Source organism: Rugamonas rubra (assembly GCF_900114705.1).
In the GTDB taxonomy this organism is placed as follows: domain Bacteria; phylum Pseudomonadota; class Gammaproteobacteria; order Burkholderiales; family Burkholderiaceae_D; genus Rugamonas; species Rugamonas rubra.
In genome coordinates, this window is the sequence record NZ_FOTW01000023.1 from 48800 (window position 1) to 68326 (window position 19527).

Below are 19527 nucleotides of genomic sequence, written 5' to 3' on the forward strand. Positions count from 1 at the left end.
GCCGTTATCTCGGGTCAATCGAACAGAGTGACAGATTTCCATGATTGATATTTCCAGCAATGATACGAGCCTGAAGAGTTTGCGCGTGCGCGAATTCTATCTGGGCCGCCAACCGATCCTGGATCGGAACCAAGCGCTGTTCGGCTACGAGTTGCTGTTCCGCAACGCGCCGGTCGGCCCCGCGAATATCAGCAGCGACCTGAGCGCCACCGCTTCGGTGATCGCCCACGCCGCCCAACTGGGCATGGAAAAGGTGATCGGCGACGCGCTCGGCTTCGTCAACGTCGACGCCGACGTCATCATGAGCGACATCTTCAGCTTCCTGCCGCGCGAAAAAGTGGTGCTCGAGGTGGTCGAGACGATGAAGGTCAGCCAGCCGGTGCTCAACCGCATGGCAGAACTGGTCGGCCTGGGCTTCTCCTTCGCCCTCGACGACGTCACCCTCGACACCGGCCATGTGCAGGCGCTGTTGCCGCTGGTCGAATACATCAAGATGGACATGCGCGACATGCCGCTGTCGACCCTGATGAAGCTGGCGCCCCGCTTCAAGCAGGACAACAAGAAGCTGGTGGCCGAAAAGGTCGAGACGCGCGAGGAGTTCAAGAACTGCCTGGACCTGGGCTTCGACTATTTCCAGGGCTATTACTTCGCCAAGCCGGTCATCATGAGCGGCAAGAAGCTGTCGCCGTCGCAACTGGCGGTGATGGAGTTGATGACCCTGGTCACCTCCGAGGCCGACAACCTGGCCGTCGAGCGCGCCATCAAGAAGGACGTCTCGCTGGCGCTCAACCTGCTGCGCCTGGTCAACACGCCGGCCGTCGGCGTGCGCCAGCGCATCGATTCGCTGAGCCAGGCGGTGACCATCCTCGGCCGCCGCCAACTGCAGCGCTGGCTGCAGATCATGCTGTACGCCGAGCCGGCCAAGCGCGGCCACAGCATGACGCCGCTGCTGATGCTGGCCACCACCCGTGGCCGCCTGCTCGAACTGCTGGCCAACAAGCTGCGCCCGAGCCAGCGCAACGTCGCCGACGTCGCCTTCACGGTCGGCATCATGTCGCTGATGGACACGCTGTTCGGCATTCCGATGGCGGAGATTTTGACGCAGATCCCCGTCAACGACGAGGTGGCCGACGCGCTGATGTTCCGTGGCGGCTTCTTCGGCGACCTGCTCAAGCTGGCCGAATGCATCGAACGCATCGAGGAGCTCGAAGACCACATCGTGCCGACGCTGCGCGACCTGGCCATGTCGACCGACGAGCTGGTCGAGCTGGAGATGGCCGCCTTCGAGTGGAGCGACAACGTGGTGCGCTACGCGCTGTAGTTCGCCGCCGATCCCGACGCAACGCGCAACGGCGCCGCCTTCACAGCGGCGCCGTTGTTGTTTGCGGCTCGAGTGGCAAGTGCGGTCCGCCGCCCGGCTAGGTGGCGTGGCCGGCGCCGGGCCAGTGCTTGTGCAGTTCGGGGTCGGTGCGCATTTCCCAGATGGCCAGCACGGCCACGGCGATGCCGACGATCAGCGCACCCCACATCAGCGGGCGCTGGTCGGCCACTTTCAACACCCAGGGCGACACGGCCACCCAGATCCCCACGAGGAGGTTGAGCACCACCGCCCAGAAGAAGGTCTTGTACAGGTCGAACGCGGCGAGCACGGCGATCACCGCGCCGGAGATGAAGGCGTTCCAGGCCTCGGGTGAGGGGACGGGGTAGCTGAAGACCCAGGGTGTGATGAACAACCACAGGCCGAGCAGCAATATCAGCTGGTCTTGCCATCGTTTGACGGGTGTAGTGGTAGCCATAAGTACCTCCTTTAACATTGAACAATGCCGATGCCGGCGCCGCCGCTGCGCGTGCAGCCGGCGGTGTTCATGTTTAGTCCCGCGCGGGCAAAAAAAGTTCAGCAGGCGGCGTCGGCTTGGACTGGAAGGAAAATATATTTCCTGATGGTAAAGTTTTCTGGAGGCATTCCGTTACATAAGCATAGCGACCGGTTTTTTCCGTCTTGTTTTCCTAAGCCCTGAACCTTTATTGATGACAATATCCATCAAATCCCTGATCGCGCATTGCGTCAACCAGGTGATCCGCCAGCACTATCCGGTGCAATATTGCTCGTTGTGCCACGTCTACGCCATCGTCGGCGCCAACCTGATCAGCATCGTGCTCGACCGCGTTTACCGGCCGGTGGCCGGGCTGGCGGCGGTCGACTGCGGCGGCGGCCAGCTGATGCGCATGGCCGACAACGCCGCCTTCGCCAATCCGACCGGCGGCGCCTACCACTGCTGGATCGAGTCGGCCGACCGGCACGGCGGCGACGACGTCGACGTGGTCGATCTGACCTTCCGCCACAACCACACCTATGCCGTGAAGAACGACTTCACCTGGCAACGCGAACTGCCGCCCGACTACCTGTGGGGGCTGCGCAGCCAGATCGTGCTGCAAGCCGACATCGATGCGCTGCCCGAGTCCTTCCCCGACGGCACCGTCTGGCTGCAGGAGACCGACGAGGGCTGGGGCTGGATGATGGACCAGCTGGCGGCCCACCAGAACGCCTTCGTGGCCTTGACGGCCGAGGCGCTCAAGCTGCTGCAGGCCAGCCTGCCGCCCGACTCCGCGCTGCTGCCGGCGGCGCCGGCGGCAAGGCCCGGGGCGCTTAGGACAGGTTCGGCGCCAGCCAGCGCTCCAGCTCCGATTTGCTGACACCGCGGCGGGCGGCCATGTCGTCCAGTTGATCCATGCCGATCTTGCCGACCACGAAGTATTTCGACTCGGGGTGGGCGAAGTAGAAGCCCGACACCGCCGCGCCCGGATACATGGCGAACGATTCGGTCAACTCCATGCCGATCTCCTCGGCCTGCAAGACCTTGAACATGTCGGCCTTGACGGTGTGCTCGGGGCAGGCCGGGTAGCCCGGCGCCGGGCGGATGCCGACATACTTCTCGGCTATCATCTCCTCGTTGCTCAGCGTTTCGTTGGCGGCGTAGCCCCACAGGTCCTTGCGCACGCGCTCGTGCAGATACTCGGCGAAGGCCTCGGCCAGACGGTCGGCCAGCGACTTGAGCATGATCGACGAGTAGTCGTCGTGGGCGTCCTCGAAGCGCTTCTCGTATTTCTCGATGCCCAGGCCGCTGGTGACGGCGAACATGCCGATGTAGTCCTTGACGCCGGAGGGTTTGCCATCAACGAGCTTCGGCGCGACGAAGTCGGCCAGGCACTGGTTGGGCCGTTGCACGCCGTCCACCAGCGGCTTGACGCCCTGTTGGCGCAGGCCGTAGTAGGTGAAGGCGACGTTGTCGCGGCTGTCGTCGCTGTAGATCTCGATGTCGTCGTCGTTGACGCTGTTGGCCGGCAGCAGGGCGACGACGCCGTTGGCGGTCAGCCAGCGGCCGTCGATGAGTTTCTTCAGCAGCGCCTGGCCTTCCTCGTAGACCTTGCTGGCGGCCTCGCCGACCACCTCGTCGGTGAGGATGGCGGGGAAGGGGCCGGCCAGGTCCCAGGTCTGGAAGAACGGGCCCCAGTCGATGTACTGGGCGATGGCGGCCAGGTCGACGTTCTTGAAGACGCGGCGGCCGATGAACTTCGGCTTGCGCGGCGCCATCTCGCCGTCGAACGGCAGCACCATCTTGTTGGCGCGCGCGGCGGCCAGCGACAGGATCGGCAGCGCCTTCTTGTTGGCGTGCTGCTCGCGGATGCGCACGTAGTCCTGTTCGATGTCGTCGATGTACTGGTCGCGGCTCTCCGGCGTCAGCAGCGATTGCGCCACCGACACCGAGCGCGAGGCGTCCGGCACGTAGACCACCGGGCCCTCGTAGTTGTGGGCGATCTTCACCGCCGTGTGGGCGCGGCTGGTGGTGGCGCCGCCGATCAGCAGGGGGATCTTGAGCATGCGGAAGTGCGGGTCGCGCTGCATCTCCTTGGCGACGTGGGCCATCTCCTCGAGCGAGGGGGTGATCAGGCCGGACAGGCCGATGATGTCGGCGTTCTCCAGCTTGGCGCGGGCCAGGATCTCGGAGCAGGGCACCATCACGCCCATGTTGACGACCTCGAAGTTGTTGCACTGCAGGACCACCGAGACGATGTTCTTGCCGATGTCGTGGACGTCGCCCTTGACGGTGGCGATGACGATCTTGCCCTTCGGCTTGGCGACGATGCCGGTGCGCTTCTCCTCGGCCAGCTTTTCTTCTTCGATGTAGGGGATCAGGTGGGCCACCGCCTGCTTCATCACGCGGGCCGACTTGACCACCTGCGGCAGGAACATCTTGCCCTGGCCGAACAGGTCGCCGACCACGTTCATGCCGTCCATCAGCGGGCCTTCGATGACGTGGATCGGGCGGCCCTTGGCGGCCAGCACCTGCTGGCGCATCTCCTCGGTGTCCTCGACGATCCACTGGGTGATGCCGTGCACCAGCGCGTGCGACAGGCGTTTTTCCACCGTGCCCTCGCGCCATTCCAGGTTCTGCGCGTCCTGCTTGCCGGCGCCGGCCTTCAAGGTGCCGGCGATGTCGATCATGCGTTCGGTGGCGTCGTCGCGGCGGTTCAGCACCACGTCCTCGACGCGCTCGCGCAGCTCGGCCGGGATGTCGTCGTAGACGCCCATCATGCCGGCGTTGACGATGCCCATGGTCATGCCGGCCTTGATGGCGTGGTACAGGAACACGGTGTGGATGGCCTCGCGCGCCGGGTCGTTGCCGCGGAAGCTGAACGAGACGTTGGAGACGCCGCCGGAGATCTTGGCGTGCGGCAGGTTCTGCTTGATCCAGCGGGTCGCGTTGATGAAGTCGACCGCGTAGTTGTTGTGCTCCTCGATGCCGGTGGCGATGGCGAAGATGTTCGGGTCGAAGATGATGTCCTCGGGCGGGAAGCCGACCTGCTCGGTCAGCACTTTATACGCGCGGGCGCAGATCTCGGTCTTGCGCTCGAAGGTGTCGGCCTGGCCCTTCTCGTCGAAGGCCATGACGATCACGGCGGCGCCGTAGCGGCGGCACAGGCGGGCCTGGCGGATGAACTCCTCCTCGCCCTCCTTCATCGAGATCGAGTTGACGATGGCCTTGCCCTGCACGCACTTCAGGCCGGCCTCGATCACCGACCACTTCGACGAGTCGATCATGATGGGCACGCGCGAGATGTCCGGCTCGGAGGCGATCAGGTTGAGGAAGCGCGTCATCGCCGCCTGCGAGTCGAGCATCGCCTCGTCCATGTTGATGTCGATCACCTGGGCGCCGTTCTCGACCTGCTGGCGCGCCACGCTGAGCGCCTCGTCGTACTGCTCGTTGAGGATCATGCGGGCGAAGGCCTTCGAGCCGGTGACGTTGGTGCGCTCGCCGACGTTGACGAACAGCGAGCTCTCGTCGATGGTGAAGGGCTCCAGGCCGGACAGGCGCTGCGCCACCGGAATGGCCGGCACGGTGCGCGGCGGCGTGGTCGCCAGCATCTGCGCGATGGCGCCGATGTGGTCGGGCGTGGTGCCGCAGCAGCCGCCGGCCATGTTGATGAAGCCGGCGTCGGCGAACTCGCGCAGCAGCGCCGAGGTGTCGGCCGGCAGCTCGTCGAAGCCGGTGTCGCTCATCGGGTTGGGCAGGCCGGCGTTGGGGTAGATGCAGACGAAGGTGTCGGCGATCTGCGACAGCTCCTCGGCGTAGGGGCGCATCAGGGCGGCGCCCAGCGCGCAGTTCAGGCCGATGGTCAGTGGCTTGGCGTGGCGCACCGAGTTCCAGAAGGCCGGCACGGTCTGGCCCGACAGGATGCGGCCGGAGGCGTCGGTGACGGTGCCCGAGATCATCAGCGGCAGGCGCGGCGTGGCCGGGTGCTCGCTGAAGTACAGGTCGATGGCGAACAGCGCCGCCTTGCAGTTCAGGGTGTCGAAGATGGTTTCGACCAGCAGCACGTCGGCGCCGCCCTCGACCAGGCCCTGCACCTGCTGGTGGTAGGCGGTGACCAGTTGGTCGAAGGTGACGTTGCGCGCCGCCGGGTCGTTGACGTCGGGCGAGATCGAGGCGGTCTTCGGCGTCGGGCCGAGCGCGCCGGCGACGAAGCGCGGCTTGTCGGCGCTGCTGTACTTGTCGCAGGCGGCGCGCGCCAGCTTGGCGGCGGCGACGTTCATCTCGTAGGCCAGGTGGCCCATGTGGTAGTCGTCCTGGGCGATGGTGGTGGCGCCGAAGGTGTTGGTCTCGATCAGGTCGGCGCCGGCCGCCAGGTAGCGCTCGTGGATCTCCTGGATGATGTGCGGCTGGGTCAGCGTCAGCAGCTCGTTGTTGCCCTTGACGAAGAGCTCGCGCGCGCCGCTGCCGGTCGGCGCGGCGAAGTCGATGAAGCGTCCCTCGGGGCCGCCACGGTAGGCCACCTCGTCGAGTTTGTACTGTTGAATAATGGTGCCCATCGCGCCGTCGAGGATCATGATGCGGCGCGCCAGGATCTCGCGCAGCTGGGCATCGGTCTTGGACATGGCGGAAGGGGACGCTTTGTTATTCATTTGGTACTTTCTTTGGGCGGAGGGGCAGGCGCGCGCATGGTCTGGCGACGGTCTAAAATTATACGGCATCGCGCCGTATGCTTCAGGCCGGCGCGGCATTCCAACAACAGCGGCGCCGGCGCCGCCCTCAAGCGTCGCGCAGGGCGGCCAGGCGCGGCGCCGACAGCACGTCGATATAGCCGTAGCCGAGCGCGATCAAGCCCTCGGCGGCCAACCACTTCAACTCCTTCGACAGGGTCTGCCGGGTCAGCCCCAGCATCATCGCCAGCGACTCCTGCGACACCGGCACGCGCGCGCGCGGCAGCGGCGACATGGTGGCGTCGCCACGCGCCAGCAACAGCAGGCGGCGGGCGACGCGGGCGCGGGTCGAGCGCAGCGTGACGTCCTCGACGATGCCGTACAGCAGACGGATGCGCGCCGCCAGCATGGCCGCGATGGCCTGGGCGAAAGGGCGGCGGCGCATCAGCGCGTCGAAGGCCGCGCGCGGCAGCAGCAGCACCTCGGCCGCGCCCAGCGCGGTGGCGTCGTGGGTGCGCGGCTGGCCGTCGATCAGCGAGATCTCGCCGAACCAGTTGCCGCTTTCGAGCACCACCAGGATCGCCTCCTTGCCGTCCTCGCTCAACGACGACATTTTCAGCGTGCCCGACACCAGCGCGTAGAAGCCGCCGGCCGCGTCGCCCTGGCGGAACAGCATCTCGCCCGGCTGCAGGCGCTGGCGCTCGGCGCCGCTCAGCATGCGCATGCGCTCGGCCAGCGGCAGCGCGGCGAACCAGGGGTTGGCCGACAGCGGCGCGAGCAGTTCCAGGTTCGAGGCCATTTTGGCGAAATGTAAAAAATTTGACAGTTGCCAGTATAAGCCCGGAGTAAGGTGGTGGCTCTGCGCATCGGCCCCGGCCTGATCCAGCGCAAGGCCGCAGCAAGCTTGGTACAAACCCGGCGGCGCCACCACCCACCCCATACGGAGACAAACACATGGAAATCCCCTCGGTCCGACACCTGGTCAGCGATGAAGAATGGCAGTTGCGCGTCGAGCTGGCCGCCTGCTACCGGCTGGCCGCCGCCTACGGCTGGAGCGATCTGGTGTTCACCCACATCAGCGCGCGCATCCCCGGCCCCGAGCACCACTTCCTGATCAACCCCTACGGTTTGATGTTCGAGGAGATCACCGCCTCGTCGCTGGTCAAGGTCGACCAGCGGTGCAACAAGCTGCTCGACTCGCCGTTTCCGGTCAACCCGGCCGGCTTCGTCATCCACAGCGCCGTGCACGAGGTGCGCGACGACGCCGGCTGCGTCATCCACACCCACACCCGCGCCGGCGTGGCGCTCAGCGCGCAGCAGGGCGGCGTGCTGCCGATCTCGCAGCAGTCGACCTTTGTGCTGGCCTCGCTGGCCTACCACGGCTACGAGGGCGTCGCCTTCCGCGACGAGGAGAAGCCGCGCCTGCAGGCCGACCTGGGCCGCGCCAACTTCCTCGTGCTGCGCAACCACGGCCTGCTGGTGGTCGGCAAAACGGTGGCCGACGCCTTCCTCGCCATGTACACCTTCGAGAGCACCTGCCAGATCCAGCTGGCGGCGCAGGCCGGCGGCCCGTTGACCATGGTGGCGCCGCAGATCGTGCAGGGCGTGGCCGAGGCGATGCGGGTGCAGACCGGCGGCCTGGGCGGCGCCTTCGTCTGGCCGGCGCTGGTGCGCAAGCTGGAGCGCCTGGACCCCGGCTACAAGAGCTGAGAGCGGCGCCAAGAAACCCCTGCGGCCAAAATCTAGGGTCAGACCCTAGGGTCTGACCCTGGCTCTTTGCCTTAGGGTGGTTTTGGAGCCGCCGGCGCCTTAAGTAAGCGGCATCAAGCCCCTCTGCTTTGAACGCAGAGATTATGGCGACCAAATCGACAATCACGCTTCTGCTTCTGTTACTTGTGCGAATTTAGCACAAGTAATGTGCTCGCCGATGGCTGGTGCGGCGGCGGGCGGACCCATAAGATGGCTGCACTCACCCATCAAAAAAGGAATCCGCCATGTCCCGCACCATCCGCAGCATCGCCGGCCTGCGCGCCGCCACCAGCCTGGACGCCGCCAGCACCGCGCTGGTGCTGATCGACTTCCAAAACGAGTACTACAGCGGCCGCCTGCCGATTCCCGACGGCCTGCCGGCGTTGCGCCAGGCCGCCCGCCTGGCCGCGCTGGCCGACCGCCACGGCATGCCGGTGTTCCACATCCAGCACATCAACCCGGCCGGCGCCGCGCTGTTCGCCGCCGGCGGCGCGCTGGCCGAGATCCACACCGAGTTGACGCCGGCACCGCATCACCACGTGCTGCACAAGAGCACCACCAGCAGCTTCGCCAGCACCGACCTGCACGCGCAGTTGCAGGCGCGCGGCATCAAAACCCTGATCATCGCCGGGCTGATGACGCACATGTGCGTCTCCACCGCCGCGCGCGACGCGCGCCAGTTCGGCGCCAACAGCTACAACGTGATCGTCGCCGCCGACGCCTGCGCCACGCGCGACATCGACAGCTGGAACGGCGGCGTGACCAGCCATCGCGAGCTGCACAACGTCACGCTGACGGCGCTGTCGGACAACTTCGCCGACATCATGCCGACCGCCGCCATCCTCGACCTCACCGTGAAGGCCTGACATCATGCCCATCCTGAATGTAACCCTGTCCAGCGCGCTCGACGTGGCGCAATCGACCCGCATCGCCGCCACGCTGACGCGGCTGACCAAGCAGTTGTTGCTGAAGGACGAGACGCTGACCTCGGTGGCGATCAGCCACGTCGCGCCGGCGCACTGGTTCATCGGCGCCACCGCGCTGGCGCAGTTGGAGAAGACCACCTTCCTCCTCAACATCCTGGTTACCGACGAGACCAACACCGCCAGCCAGAAGGCGGCCTATATCGCGGCGGTGTTCGCCGCGATGGCCGAGGAGCTGGGCGATTTGCACGAGGTCAGCTACATCCACATCCACGACGCCCGCGCCGCCGCCTGGGGCTACGGCGGCTTGACGCAGCAGTATCGCGCGGTGAGGAAAACGCTGGGCTGAAACCGTTGCACGGGTTAGCTTGTCGTCTGTGCGCCAGCGCGGCTTGTTCGGCCCGCAGCAGCAGCGCCGCCGCCACGCCCTGGCCGAGGAAGTCCGGGTGGGTGGCGATGGTGTACACCCGCGCCACCGACAGCCCGGCGCGGAACAGCAGCATGATGTAGCCGCGCAGCGCGCCGTCCTGTTCGTCGAGCAGCGTCAGCGCGCTCGCGCTTCCCAGTAGGTGGCGCCAGCTGCGCCGGCTGACGCGGTCGCCCGCGAAGCTGGCGTGTTCGATGGTCGCCAATGCGGCGGCGTCCGAGGTGGTGGCAGGGCGTATCAAGTTGGCTTTCGTGCGACGGCGTCAGTGCGGCGCCGCTTCATCATGTCCATCGTGCGTGGCTTTCAGGACGGCACGTCTAAGCTTTTACCGCCTCTATTTCTAGTACACCGGCTATGCGGTTTAGCAGTGGAATTCTGCAGAGGAAACCATCAAGCAACACCAAAGCCGGGCCAAATACGCTGTAAATTTTGCGTATCGCATTTGGCATGCCAGTCAAATTCTTTGGTATCAAATTTGCTCGTCTAAGGTGAACCATACGGAATCCCGCCTCAGTCAAGAGGAGCTCGATTTCCGCGGCCGAATAACGACGTGGATGAGAGTAGCCGAGCTTAAGCCGCCTTACAACCGCCTCCTGCCAAGCTGCTTTCTGGGGGAGTTGATAGATAAGAAACCTACCGTTCGGCGTAAGCACCCGAGCAATCTCCGTTAACGATTTCCGCTCGTTGCCAACCTCACCGCTACACTCATCAACATGTTCGAGCACGCCACAACTCAAAACAGCCTCAAATGTTTCTTCTTGAAAAGGCAACTGCGTTGGATGAGTGGTCCGAGTGACTTGAAGAGTATGGCAAAGGGGTATGTCTGGTAGTACTGCGTCGTCATGACCGATGTCGAAGGAGGTAATGTTAAAGCTCCGTCTCTTAAGCAACCATGTCATTTGGCCGTAACCACAGCCCCAATCTAGGACGCGTGGGTTCAGGTGCTTCCCAGCCGCATTCTTCGCCGTCACGGAACGCAACCTTGACTCGATGTCGTTTGCGATGCGGACATAGTTAATTAGACTGATAGGCTGGTCAAGATGCGGTAAGTGAAGGGCACGACTACGGATGCAGTCGGCGTTCTTCTTCAGGAACTCAACGTCATGTTTGTCGCCAGTAAGCTCGATTCCGCCGTAATTCATGTAGTAATGCTTTCAAAGTAAACGTCGCTGATCCCTAATGAGTGCTCAGCTGGACGGAAGGCTCGAGTTCGGCCCACATAGATGCATGCCATTTTCTCATATGTGGGCAACACGCGGCAGGCCTCGCGCCGCCGGTGCTGCCAACTGCGCCGGGAGCCCGCCTTAGCCCGCTCAGTCCCAATCGCGCTGCTGATACAGCGCGCTGGCGAAGTCGACGAACGCTCGCACCTTCGGCGACAGGTGGCGGTTCTGCGGATACAGCACGTACAGCTCGCGCGGCCGTATCGTGTAGTCGCACAGCACGCGCACCAGCTCGCCGCGCCGCACGTCCTCGTGGACGATGAACGAGGCCGTGGTGGCGATGCCGGTGCCGGCCAGCGCAGCCGTGCGCAGGGCGATGCCGGTGTTGGCGCGCAGATTGCCCTTCACCGCCACCGTCTCGCGGGCGCCGTCGGCGGACGTGAAGCTCCACTCGTTGGGCCGCTCGGCCAGCGTGTAGGTCAGGCAGTTGTGGCGCAGCAGATCGCTCGGCACGGCCGGCGCGCCGTGCTCGCGCAGGTAGGCCGGCGAGGCCACCAGCATCACCTGGCTGCTGGCCAAACGCTTGGCCACCAGGGTCGAGTCGGGCAGGTCGCGGGTGAGCCGCAGGGCGACGTCGAAGCCTTCCTCGATCAGGTCGACGATGCGGTCGTTGCAGACCAGGTCGATGTTCAGCTCGGGATAGCGGGCGATGAATTGCGGCAGCCAGTTGGCCAGCTCCAGCGTGCCGAAGGCCATCGGCGCGTTGATGCGCAGGCTGCCGGTGGGGCGCGCCTGGTGCTGGCCGACGGCGCGGTCGGCGTCGTCGATGGCGTCGAGGATCTGCCGGCTGGCCTCGTAGTAGTCCTTGCCGGCGCCGGTCAGCACCAGGCGGCGGGTGGTGCGGTTGAGTAGTTGCGCGCCGAGCTGTTGCTCCAGCTGGCGGACCTGGCGCGAGACGATGGTGTGCGAGATGCCGAGCGCGTCGGCGGCGGCGGTGAAGCTACCGAGTTCCACCACGCGCCGCAGCGCGCGCATCGCGGCCAGTTGATCCATCGGCGCCGCTCAGCGAAGCGGGCGACGCGGTGGATGGCAGGCGAGGGCGCGGCGGGCGCGCCCCGCCTCAGGCAAAGCGCAGCCCCTCGAGCGGGAAGCCCTTGATGAACTCGGCGGCCGGCAGGCGCTTGCCGCCCGGCTTTTGCAGTTCGGTCAGGCGCAGCGAGCCGGCGCCGCAGGCGACCACGATGCCGAGCTGGGCGTCGGCGGCCAGCACCTGGCCGGGCTCGAAGCTGCTGTCGGCCTCGATCGCCTCGGCCGCCCAGATCTTGACCACCACGCCGTTGACCAGCGCGTGGGCGCCGGGGAAGGGGTTGAAGGCGCGGATTTTCAAGCCGACCTCGAGCGCCGGCAGGTTGAAGTCGAGCGCCGCCTCCTCCTTGCTGATCTTGGCGGCGTAGGTGACGCCGGCCTCGGGCTGGGGCACGGCCTCCAGCGTGCCCTGCTCCATCTTGCGCAGCGCCTGGACGATCATCTTGGCGCCCAGCGCGGCCAGGCTGTCGTGCAGCATGCCGGTGTTGTCGTGCGGGCCGATGGCCACACGCTCCATCAGCAGCATCGGGCCGGTGTCCAGGCCTTCCTCCATCTGCATGATGGTGACGCCGGTCTCGTCGTCGCCGGCCTCGATGGCGCGGTGGATAGGCGCGGCGCCGCGCCAGCGCGGCAGCAGCGAGCCGTGGATGTTCAGGCAGGGCTTGATGTCCAGGGTGGCGCGCGGCAGGATCAGGCCGTAGGCGGCCACCACCATCACGTCGTAGTCGGTGGCCAGCAGGCGCTCGTGGGCGGCCTTGGCCTCGGCGGCGCGCTGCGGGTCCTTGCTGTCCATGCGCAGCGACAGCGGCTGCAGCACCTCGATGCCCTGGCTCAGCGCGAACTGCTTGACGGCGGACGGCTGCAGGTGCAGGCCGCGGCCGGCGGGGCGGTCGGGCTGGGTCAGCACCAGCGGGATCTCGAAGCCGGCCTCGTGCAGGGAGCGCAGGGCGACGGCGGCAAATTCCGGCGTGCCGGCGAAGATGACTTTCATGGTGTTTCCTTTGTGTTGCACTGCGCCGGCGCCGGCCGCGCGCGTGGGCCGGCCGCTGGCGCGGCCGTTCGAATCAGCTACCGCTCAGAAGCGGCGGCCCTGGGCGCGCAGCATCGCTTCGCGTTCCAGGCCGCGCTCTTCCTTCAGCATCTTGGTCTTGATGCGGTTGCGCTTGAGCGGCGACAGGTACTCGACGAACACCTTGCCCACCAGGTGGTCCATCTCGTGCTGGATGCAGACGGCCAGCAGGCCGTCGGCTTCGACTTCGAAGGGCTGGCCCTTGACGTCGAAGGCGCGCACCTTGACGCGGGAGTGGCGTTCGACGCCGTCGTAGACGCCGGGCACCGACAGGCATCCCTCATCATAGACCTCCATCTCGTCGCTGGCCCAAATGATTTCGGGGTTGATGTAGGCGACCAGCGCGTCCTTGGTCTCGGACACGTCGATGATGACCAGTTGTTCGTGCACGTCGACCTGCGAGGCGGCCAGGCCGACGCCGGGGGCGTCGTACATGGTCTCGGCCATGTCGGCGACGAGTTTTTCCAGGCGCGCATCGAAGGCGGCGACGGGTTTGGCGATCTTGTGCAGGCGCGGATCGGGGTAGCGGAGAATATTGAGTATCGACATACGTATTTGCTGGTAATGAATAGGAATGGGGTGGAGCGGTGCGCGCTGCCGTCCCTGTGCACAATGCGGGCGCCGCGCCGTGTGCCGCAGCGCGTTTCGCTTGCTAGTTCAGGGTTTTATGGGCAGAATTTGATTCAGTTCGGCAAGCCTTATCATCCAAGAAGTCGATAGGGTAGCGTGTTCATGCTGTCTCTTGCTCTGTGGCGGGCGGGGCGTTTTGGCCCAGCCGTCGGGCGTTCGGCCTTCCGTCGTGCGGCACCTAACGGACATATTAATGAAAAATTTTAGCACAGTCGGCGCCCGCCTAGGGTTTGCGGCCTTGTTTTGCACGCTGACGGGCGGCGCGGCGCAGGCGCTGGAGTGCACCTTCCGGGCCGACGCGCCGGACCAGCACACGGTGCTGGCGGGCGACACGCTGTGGGGCATCGCCGGCAAGTTTCTCGACCGGCCCTGGTGCTGGCCCCAGGTGTGGGGCATGAACCGCGAGCAGATCCGCGACCCGCACTGGATCTATCCGGGCCAGGTGGTCTACCTGGACCGCGCCAGCGGCCAGCTGCGGCTGGGCCGCCGGCTCGGCGGCGCCGGCGAGCCGGCCGCGCTGCGCCTGTCGCCGCGGGTGCGCACGGAGGGGCTGGGGCAGGACGCGGTGCAGTCGATTCCGTCCGGCGTCATCGAACCCTTCCTGACCCAGCCGCTGATCGTCGAGGGCGACGAACTGGCCGCCGCGCCGCGCGTCGTCGCCACGCAGGAGGGCCACGTGTTCCTCGGCAAGGACGACAAGGCCTATGTGCGCGGCGACCTGAAGGGCGGCACCTCGTTCCAGGTGTTCCGTCCGGGCAAGCCGCTGAAGGATCCGGTCAGCCAGGCGGTGATCGGCACCGAGGCCTTCTATCTGGGCACGCTCAAGCTGCGCCAGGAGGCGCGCCCGGGCAGCGAGGTGCACACCTTCGTCGTCGCCAGCGCCAAGGAGGAGATGGGCGTGGGCGACCAGCTGATGGCGGCGCCGCCCACGCCGATGCGCAACTACGTGCCGCATCCGCCCGAGCAGAAGGTGACGGCGCGGGTGGTGGCGGTGTACGGCGGCGTCACCCACGCCGGGCAGAACCAGGTGGTCAGCATCAATCGCGGAAAGCTTGACGGGCTCGACATCGGCGCCGTGCTGCAGCTGTACCATGCGGGGAAGACGGTAGTCGATCCGGGCGCCAGCAAGGGCTGGCACGGCATGGGCAAGCCGCAGGTCAAGCTGCCGGACGAGGAAGTTGGCAGCTTGTTCATTTTCCGCGTGTTCAAGCATATCTCTTACGGCCTGATCATGCAGGTGACCGAGCCGGTCGAAGTGGGCGACGTCGCGCAATCACCGGAGTAGGCGCCACCGTGGCAGACACGGCACCCACCATCGCTAGCCAGCCCCTGTCGGACGTCCAGCGCGACTGGATACGGCTGGAGCGCGTGCCGGGCATCGGCCTGCTGACGGCCCGGCGCCTGCTCGAGCAGTTCGGCACGCCCGGCGCGGTGTTGCGCGCGCCGGCGGAGCGCCTGCGCGAGTTGCTGCGGCCGGCGCAGGCCGGGGCGCTGGCTCGCGCGTTGCAGCCGGACGCGGCGTTCGACGCGCACTGCGAGGCCATCGACGCCTGGCTGGCAACGCCGAACCGCCACCTGCTGGCGCTGGATGACCCGGCCTATCCCGCCGGCCTGCGCCAACTGGCCGATCCGCCCCTGCTGCTGTACGTGGTGGGCCGGCCGGCGCTGCTGGCCGGCCCGGCGCTGGCCGTGGTCGGCAGCCGCAACGCCAGCGCCCAGGGGCTGCGCAACGCCGAGCGCTTCGCCGAGGCGCTGTCGCACGCCGGCCTGGCTGTCGTCTCCGGGCTGGCGCTGGGCATCGACGCGGCGGCCCACCGGGGCGGCCTAAGCGGCGCCGGCTCGACCGTCGCGGTGGTCGGCACCGGCGCCGACCGCATCTATCCGGCGCGCAACGCCGCGCTGGCGCGGCAGATCGCCGAGCAGGGCTGCCTGCTCAGCGAGTATCCGCTGGGCACCACGCCGCGGCCGGAGAACTTTCCCAAACGCAACCGCCTGATCAGCGCCCTGGCGCGCGGCGTGCTGGTGGTCGAGGCGGCGGCCGGCTCCGGCTCGCTGATCACCGCCAGGCTGGCGCTGGACCTGGGGCGCGAGGTGTACGCCATCCCGGGCTCGATCCACTCGGCGCTGAGCAAGGGCTGCCACGCCCTGCTGCGCGACGGCGCCACCCTGGTCGAGTCGGCCGACGACATCCTCGGCCAGCTGGGCGGCGCCGTGGCGCCGGCGCCGGACGCGCGCTTCGTCGACGCGCTGCTCGAGGCCATCGGCTACGACCCGGCCACGGCCGACGTGCTGGCCGGCCGCCTCGGCGTCGGCGCGGCCGAGCTGCACGGCCAGCTGCTGGCGCTGGAGCTGGCCGGACTGCTCGAACGCTTGCCGGGCGGCATCTACCAGCGGGTGCCGGGCTGAGGCACAAAAAGTGCCGGCCGTATTGAAATTCGACAAGCTTGAGCGGAATGCATGTTTTCCGCCTCACCCCGCAGTTTTACGGGCTTGTGCCGGCGCGCTTTTAACTGATAGAGTAGAGCCATGTTCGACATCCTAGTTTATCTCTACGAGACGTATTACCGTCCCGATGCCTGCCCGGAACCGGCCGCATTGGCCAAGAAACTGTCGGCCGTCGGTTTTGACGATGTGGAGATCTCCGAGGCGCTGGTCTGGCTGACCGACCTGACCGCCATGGCCGGCGTCGAACAGACGCTGACGGCGGCCTCCACCGGCACCCGCTACTACGTCGAGGAAGAGCAGGACGTGCTCGGCACGGCGGCGATCGGCTTCATCCAGTTCCTCGAGAGCGCCAAGGTGTTGTCGCCGCTGCAACGCGAGATCGTCATCGAGCGGGCCCTGGCGCTCGACGAAGCGCCCGTCACCCTGGGCAAGCTGAAGGTGATCGTGCTGATGCTGCTGTGGAGCCAGGGCAAGGAGCCGGACGCGCTGATGTTCGACGACCTGTTCGGCTCGGACGAGGAGCAGGCGCCGCGCCTGCTGCATTAGCGCCACTGTCCACCCGGCGCCGGCCGCGCCGCCCGGTGCCCGCAGGCGCCGCCGGCGCCGCCGCGCAGTTCGCTTGCAGATTTCCCGGCAACCCGCTTATCATTGGCGCTTTGACAAGAATGTGTCCTTGTCCCGGGAGTGCAAATAATCAACGCCGCCCGCGATGCATGTATGATGCGCATGCTGAACCACCCCCATAGAGTAACCACGAGAACGTAAAACATGACCAAAACCCTCATCATCGCCGAGAAGCCATCTGTCGCGAACGATATCGCGAAGACGCTTGGCGGCTTCACCAAGCACGATGAGTACTTTGAATCCGACGAGTACGTGCTGTCCTCCGCCGTCGGCCACCTGCTGGAGATCGCCGTGCCGGAAGAGCACGACGTCAAACGCGGCAAGTGGAGTTTCGCCCATCTGCCGATGATCCCGCCGTATTTCGCGCTGAACCCGATCGCCAAGACCGAGGCCCGCCTTAAAGTCTTGAACAAGCTGATCAAGCGCAAGGACGTCACCACCCTGATCAACGCCTGCGATGCCGGGCGCGAGGGGGAGTTGATCTTCCGCCTGATCGCGCAAAACGCCAAGGCCAAGCAACCGGTCAAGCGCCTGTGGCTGCAGTCGATGACGCCCGGCGCGATCCGCGAGGGCTTCACCCAGCTGCGCACCGACGAGGAGATGATGCCGCTGGCCGACGCCGCCCGCTGCCGCTCCGAGGCCGACTGGCTGATCGGCATCAACGGCACCCGCGCCATGACCGCCTTCAACTCGAAGGAGGGCGGCTTCTACCTGACCACCGTCGGCCGGGTGCAGACGCCGACCCTGTCGATCGTCGTCGAGCGCGAGGAGAAGATCAAGAAGTTCGTCTCGCGCGACTTCTGGGAAGTGCGCGCCGAGTTCGTCTGCGCCGCCGGCATCTACGAGGGCCGCTGGCTCGACACCAAGTTCAAGAAGGACGAGACCGATCCGGAGAAGAAGGCCGAGCGCCTGTGGAGCAAGGCCGCCGCCGACTCGATCGCCACCGCCTGCCGTGGCCGCCAGGGCAACGTCACCGAGGAATCCAAACCGACCACCTCGATGGCGCCGGGCCTGTTCGACCTGACCAGCCTGCAGCGCGAGGCCAACTCGCGCTTCGGCTTCTCGGCCAAGAACACGCTGGGCCTGGCCCAGGCGCTGTACGAAAAACACAAGGTGCTGACCTACCCGCGTACCGACTCGCGCCACCTGCCGGAGGATTACATCCCGACCGTCAAGGAAGCGCTCGGCATGGTGATGGAGAACAACAACTACCACCAGTTCGCCAAGCAGATCCTCGACAAGGGCTGGGTCAAGCCGAACAAGCGCATCTTCGACAACACCAAGATCTCGGATCACTTCGCCATCATCCCGACCACGATCGCGCCGAAGAACCTGTCCGAGCCGGAACAGAAGCTGTACGACCTGGTCACCCGCCGCTTCATGGCGGTGTTCTTCCCGCCGGCCGAGTTCCAGGTCACCACCCGCTACACCGAGGTGACCGGCCACCAGTTCAAGACCGAGGGCAAGGTCATGACCAACCCCGGTTGGCTGGCGATCTACGGTAAGGAAGCCTCGACCGACGAGGACAAGCAGGACAACGCCGGCGGCAACCTGGTGCCGGTGGCCAAGGGCGAGAAGGTGCAGACCGAAGCGGTCAACGCCAACGGCCTGGTGACCAAGCCGCCCGCCCGCTACACCGAGGCGACCTTGCTGTCGGCCATGGAAGGCGCCGGCAAGCTGATCGACGACGACGAGCTGCGCGACGCCATGGCCGGCAAGGGCCTGGGCACGCCAGCGACGCGCGCCGCCACCATCGAGGGCCTGCTGACCGAACGCTACCTGATCCGCGAGGGCCGCGAGTTGATCCCGACCGCCAAGGCGTCGCAGCTGATGACGCTGCTGCGCGGCCTCGGCGTCAACGAGCTGACCGCGCCGGAACTGACCGGCGAGTGGGAATACAAGCTGTCGCAGATGGAGAAGGGCAAGATTTCGCGCGAGGAATTCATGCGCGAGATCGCCCAGATGACGCAGATCATCGTCAAGCGCGCCAAGGAATACGACAACGACACCATCCCCGGCGACTACCACACGATGACCACGCCGTGCCCGAACTGCGGCAGCGTGGTCAAAGAGAACTACCGCCGCTTCGCCTGCACCAAGTGCGACTTCTCGATGAGCAAGACGCCGGGCAGCCGCCAGTTCGAGATCGCCGAGGTCGAGGAGTTGTTGACCAAGCGCACCATCGGACCGCTGCAGGGCTTCCGCTCGAAGATGGGCCGGCCGTTCGCCGCCATCCTGCGCATCGTGCGCGACGAGGACATCAGCAACTTCAAGCTGGAGTTCGACTTCGGCCAGAACGACGACAACGAGGACGGCGAGGGTGTCGACTTCACCGGCCAGACCGCGCTGGGACCTTGTCCGAAGTGCGCCGCCGGCGTCTACGAGATGGGCCTGGCCTATGTGTGCGAACACAGCGTGGCGAAACCGAAGACTTGCGACTTCCGCAGCGGCCGCATCATCCTGCAACAGGAGATCCTGCCGGAACAAATGGTCAAGCTGCTCAACGACGGCAAGACCGACTTGATGCCGGGCTTCGTCTCGCAGCGCACGCGGCGGCCGTTCAAGGCCTTCCTGGTGCGCGGCAAGGACGGCAAGATCAGCTTCGAGTTCGAGGAGCGCAAGGCCAAAGCGCCCGCCAAGGGCAAGGCGGCGGCGATAGCCGACGACGGCGCGGAAGGCGCGGCGGAAGCGGCACCGGCCAAGAAGACAGCGGCCAAGGCGCCGGCTAAAAAAGCCGCCGCCAAAGCACCCGCCAAGACCACGGTCAAAAAGGCGGCGGTGAAGAAGGCGCCAGCCAAGAAAGCCCCGGCCAAGAAGGCGGCGGCGGCGGCGGAGTAAAACAGAACCGGGACCTAGCGTCCCGGTTTTTTATGGCCGCCGGAAAAGTGCTACGCTGGCGCTGGCCGGTTGCCGGCCTTGATACTTCCGGG

The 19527-nt window shown here is 66.2% G+C and carries 17 protein-coding genes; 9 read left to right on the top strand and 8 right to left on the bottom strand.

The features are described from left to right. The first annotated feature begins 40 nt into the window (after positions 1-40). A complete protein-coding gene (locus BM252_RS22360; RefSeq protein ID WP_093389892.1) occupies positions 41-1321 on the top strand; it encodes an EAL and HDOD domain-containing protein in 1281 nt (426 codons plus the stop codon). Positions 1322-1418: 97 nt separating this feature from the next. Here the strand turns inward: BM252_RS22360 and BM252_RS22365 are convergent, their stop codons facing one another. After that, the gene (locus tag BM252_RS22365) at positions 1419-1796 is read right to left on the bottom strand and encodes an SPW repeat protein (protein ID WP_093389893.1); all 378 of its coding nucleotides are present in this window, start codon (positions 1794-1796) and stop codon (positions 1419-1421) included. A gap of 232 nt (positions 1797-2028) precedes the next feature. Here BM252_RS22365 and BM252_RS22370 point away from each other — a divergent pair, with 232 nt between their 5' ends. Continuing rightward, positions 2029-2694 carry a hypothetical protein gene (locus BM252_RS22370; protein WP_093389894.1) on the top strand — a complete coding sequence of 222 codons (666 nt, stop codon included), beginning with the start codon at positions 2029-2031 and terminating at the stop codon, positions 2692-2694. Here BM252_RS22370 and metH read toward each other — a convergent pair. Continuing rightward, entirely contained in the window at positions 2648-6436 is a 3789-nt protein-coding gene (gene metH / locus BM252_RS22375; protein ID WP_093389895.1) for a methionine synthase, read from the bottom strand. The genes BM252_RS22370 and metH overlap by 47 nt on opposite strands. A gap of 154 nt (positions 6437-6590) precedes the next feature. Continuing rightward, positions 6591-7280, bottom strand: a complete 690-nt coding sequence (locus tag BM252_RS22380) for a Crp/Fnr family transcriptional regulator (RefSeq protein WP_093389896.1) — start codon at positions 7278-7280, stop codon at positions 6591-6593. 155 nt (positions 7281-7435) lie between these two features. Here BM252_RS22380 and BM252_RS22385 point away from each other — a divergent pair, with 155 nt between their 5' ends. The 3 genes from BM252_RS22385 (at position 7436) to BM252_RS22395 (ending at position 9502) form a co-directional block, all read left to right on the top strand. Continuing rightward, positions 7436-8191: a class II aldolase/adducin family protein gene (locus tag BM252_RS22385; protein ID WP_093389897.1), complete on the top strand. Its 756-nt coding sequence runs from the start codon at positions 7436-7438 to the stop codon at positions 8189-8191. Positions 8192-8475: 284 nt separating this feature from the next. After that, a complete protein-coding gene (locus tag BM252_RS22390) occupies positions 8476-9096 on the top strand; it encodes a cysteine hydrolase family protein (RefSeq protein ID WP_093389898.1) in 621 nt (206 codons plus the stop codon). Positions 9097-9100: 4 nt separating this feature from the next. Beyond that, positions 9101-9502, top strand: a complete 402-nt coding sequence (locus tag BM252_RS22395; RefSeq protein ID WP_093389899.1) for a tautomerase family protein — start codon at positions 9101-9103, stop codon at positions 9500-9502. Here BM252_RS22395 and BM252_RS22400 read toward each other — a convergent pair. The 5 genes from BM252_RS22400 to def form a co-directional block, all read right to left on the bottom strand. Continuing rightward, positions 9408-9821: a GNAT family N-acetyltransferase gene (locus BM252_RS22400; RefSeq protein ID WP_093389900.1), complete on the bottom strand. Its 414-nt coding sequence runs from the start codon at positions 9819-9821 to the stop codon at positions 9408-9410. The two genes, BM252_RS22395 and BM252_RS22400, sit on opposite strands and share 95 nt — an antisense overlap. Positions 9822-9897: 76 nt before the next feature. Continuing rightward, the gene (locus BM252_RS22405) at positions 9898-10722 is read right to left on the bottom strand and encodes a class I SAM-dependent methyltransferase (RefSeq protein WP_093389901.1); all 825 of its coding nucleotides are present in this window, start codon (positions 10720-10722) and stop codon (positions 9898-9900) included. A 171-nt stretch (positions 10723-10893) separates the two neighbouring features. Further along, on the bottom strand, positions 10894-11796 hold the full coding sequence (locus BM252_RS22410; protein WP_093389902.1) for a LysR family transcriptional regulator: 903 nt from the start codon (positions 11794-11796) through the stop codon (positions 10894-10896). A 67-nt stretch (positions 11797-11863) separates the two neighbouring features. Further along, the gene (fmt, locus tag BM252_RS22415; protein ID WP_093389903.1) at positions 11864-12820 is read right to left on the bottom strand and encodes a methionyl-tRNA formyltransferase; all 957 of its coding nucleotides are present in this window, start codon (positions 12818-12820) and stop codon (positions 11864-11866) included. An 84-nt stretch (positions 12821-12904) separates the two neighbouring features. Further along, positions 12905-13447: a peptide deformylase gene (gene def, locus BM252_RS22420; protein ID WP_093389904.1), complete on the bottom strand. Its 543-nt coding sequence runs from the start codon at positions 13445-13447 to the stop codon at positions 12905-12907. A 274-nt stretch (positions 13448-13721) separates the two neighbouring features. On the opposite strand from def, the gene BM252_RS22425 reads away from it, so the two are divergent. The 4 genes from BM252_RS22425 to BM252_RS22440 all read left to right on the top strand — a co-directional run bounded on the left by BM252_RS22425 (position 13722) and on the right by BM252_RS22440 (position 19435). After that, positions 13722-14813 carry a LysM peptidoglycan-binding domain-containing protein gene (locus BM252_RS22425; RefSeq protein WP_093389905.1) on the top strand — a complete coding sequence of 364 codons (1092 nt, stop codon included), beginning with the start codon at positions 13722-13724 and terminating at the stop codon, positions 14811-14813. An 8-nt stretch (positions 14814-14821) separates the two neighbouring features. Next, positions 14822-15934, top strand: coding sequence for a DNA-processing protein DprA (dprA, locus tag BM252_RS22430; RefSeq protein WP_245774388.1), 1113 nt, complete (start codon positions 14822-14824; stop codon positions 15932-15934). A 120-nt stretch (positions 15935-16054) separates the two neighbouring features. After that, entirely contained in the window at positions 16055-16519 is a 465-nt protein-coding gene (locus BM252_RS22435) for a Smg family protein (RefSeq protein WP_093389907.1), read from the top strand. Between the two features lie 222 nt (positions 16520-16741). Then, positions 16742-19435, top strand: coding sequence for a DNA topoisomerase III (locus tag BM252_RS22440; RefSeq protein ID WP_093389908.1), 2694 nt, complete (start codon positions 16742-16744; stop codon positions 19433-19435). The last annotated feature ends 92 nt before the right edge of the window (positions 19436-19527 follow it).